At 42.7% G+C, this 2,135-nt stretch carries 3 protein-coding genes; all 3 read left to right on the top strand.

All coding sequences use genetic code 11. The features are described 5' to 3' along the window. Positions 1-221: 221 nt before the first annotated feature. The 3 genes from EIZ48_RS28030 to EIZ48_RS28020 all read left to right on the top strand — a co-directional run bounded on the left by EIZ48_RS28030 (position 222) and on the right by EIZ48_RS28020 (position 1,420). Positions 222-635, top strand: a complete 414-nt coding sequence (locus tag EIZ48_RS28030) for a hypothetical protein (protein ID WP_160658661.1) — start codon at positions 222-224, stop codon at positions 633-635. A gap of 219 nt (positions 636-854) precedes the next feature. Continuing rightward, entirely contained in the window at positions 855-1,136 is a 282-nt protein-coding gene (locus EIZ48_RS28025; RefSeq protein WP_192928760.1) for a type II toxin-antitoxin system Phd/YefM family antitoxin, read from the top strand. Then, positions 1,133-1,420 (top strand): type II toxin-antitoxin system RelE/ParE family toxin, encoded by a 288-nt coding sequence (locus EIZ48_RS28020; protein ID WP_160658660.1) that lies wholly within the window; start codon positions 1,133-1,135, stop codon positions 1,418-1,420. The genes EIZ48_RS28025 and EIZ48_RS28020 overlap by 4 nt, the downstream gene beginning before the upstream one ends. Positions 1,421-2,135 lie beyond the last annotated feature (715 nt).

Below are 2,135 nucleotides of genomic sequence, written 5' to 3'. Positions count from 1 at the left end.
TATGATGCTCAAGTAGGTGAAGCCTACGCAGCTGTTCGAGCTTTAAATAAGCTGTCGAGTCTTACCATGCCTCAAACAACTAGAGTTGATTAATCCCAAACAAATGTTGAGTCCGTTCAGCTTAAATTCGATTTACGCAACAAAGCCGATGTCACCATGAGAGTGAACTTAAACTATCTTGCTTTAATAGGTCTGTCTATTTAAAAGATTATGATCTTTACATGATTGAGTTGAAGTTAGGCATTCACGATCAAAATTTAAAAGGTATGAGTGTTGAAGAGTATATTGACAATACACTTGACGGTTTGATTGGTTTCTTTTCACCAATAGGTGCAAAGTTCTTTACAGGTAAAATAGACTACCCTTTGGAAAGTGTTATTGCATTATCGAAGTTCAATGCTGAAGATTTGGTTTTAACCACGAAAAGTTATTATAAGGACCGGGTATTTACTAGCTATATTCGAGCAGTTGATTCTGAGCCTGTTTACCTAAGAAAAGAAACCGTAGAAGGTGATATTGAGCCATTTACTTTGATAATTAGTGGCTGTGAAAAAGCAAAGACTATCCCCGGCATCTCTAATTCTGTGTTGGAACGTATATGTAAATTTGGTGGTGCTTTGGACAGCGGGCTATAGTGCTCACACGGATGATTCATTGTTTTTTAATCAACTTGCATAACAAGGCAATCAAGGTGACCCGTTACACTCGGCGGTTTTGGTATGAAGTTCGGTGCGCTTTGCTGGTTTGGCGTGGGGCACCTTATCGCAGGCGTTATAACACAGAATCAACTCCTTGCTTCAAGTGGCTAGTTGAACTATTATTTGTACGTAATTTTGTACCGTTTGGAGTTTAACATGAGTCGCATTCATTTCGATCAAGACATTCAACCCCTTTCTGAATTTCGTGCAGGCGTAGCCTCATTTATTAAACAAATCAATGAGACTCGTCGTCCATTGGTTATTACTCAACGTGGTAAAGGCGTTGCTGTTGTCCTTGATGTTGCTGAGTACGAAGCAATGCAAGAGAAGATTGAACTACTAGAAGAAATGCGTACTGCCGAAGCACAACTTGCGTCCGGTTTGGGTGTTTCAAACGAAGATGCTCGTGCTCAGGTACTGGGGCGCATTAAGAAATGAAAGTAGTGTGGTCTCCATTAGCTTTACAAAAATTAGGTGATGCGGCTGAATTTATCTCATTGGATAATCCATCTGCTGCCGAAAATTGGGTAAATGAAGTATTCGATAAAACGGAGCTACTTGGAACTATGCCTGAAATGGGGCGTATGGTTCCAGAAATGCCTAATACCAACTATCGTGAAATCATTTTTGGTCACTATCGCATCATTTACAGTTTGAGCCATGAAATCCGCGTACTAACGGTGCGTAATTGTCGTCAAATTCTGACGGAAGATGACGTTTAACAACTGTGTTATAACAAAGCAATTAAGGTGACCCGTTACACTCGGCGGTTTTGGTATGAAGTTTAGTGTGCTTTGCAGGTTTGGCGTGGGGCACCTTATCGCAGGCGTTAGGCATGGTAAAAGCCTGCTTTTTGATCTGGTCGTAACCATGTCGCCCAAGAACGGGAATTCTAAGGCCATTCGTTCATTGCATGGCTGTTCGTAAAGTTCGGGGAACTGCAGGTTGTTCCGTTCTTTGTTACCTCTGACGATGGCAATAGACATTCCTAGCTTCTTCGATACACTGCTGTGAAAGGCTTGTCGTTTACTCAATCCATCAGTTTAGTGATGCAGCCTCGATTAGCACCTCATTAGGATGTCATGCAAATGTAGCTGGCTTTAAGCTGTTGATAGTTTACATGTCTCGTGAAGATTCGTGTGTGCTGTATCCCATGGTTGGCGCCGGAGCGCGCTGAGAGTTCGACTGCCAGGTAGTGAAGCCATAAGTGGAGATGCCTAACAAAGCAATCAAGGTGATGCGTTACACTCGGCGGTTTTGGTCTGGAGTTCAGTGTGCTTTGTTGGTTTAGTGGGGCACACCTTATTGCAGGCGCTGGCGGATCCCCACATAATTTACGCACGATAATTGTTCCTTGCCATTAGAATTAGGGTGGATTGCGCCCAACGAATTGCTGAATCGTTGATGTGATATTCCAGCCGTCGGAAGACCTCTTTT

It is taken from the genome of Photobacterium alginatilyticum (assembly GCF_009910675.1).
GTDB lineage: Bacteria > Pseudomonadota > Gammaproteobacteria > Enterobacterales > Vibrionaceae > Photobacterium > Photobacterium alginatilyticum.
This window is presented reverse-complemented; position numbering and strand designations above follow the sequence as displayed.

Excerpts from the sequence above, each read along its gene's own strand:
- EIZ48_RS28020 (WP_160658660.1), top strand. The coding sequence starts at position 1,133 with ATGAAAGTAGTGTGGTCTCCATTAGCTTTACAAAAATTAGGTGATGCG.
- EIZ48_RS28030 (WP_160658661.1), top strand. The coding sequence starts at position 222 with ATGATTGAGTTGAAGTTAGGCATTCACGATCAAAATTTAAAAGGTATG.
- EIZ48_RS28025 (WP_192928760.1), top strand. The coding sequence starts at position 855 with ATGAGTCGCATTCATTTCGATCAAGACATTCAACCCCTTTCTGAATTT.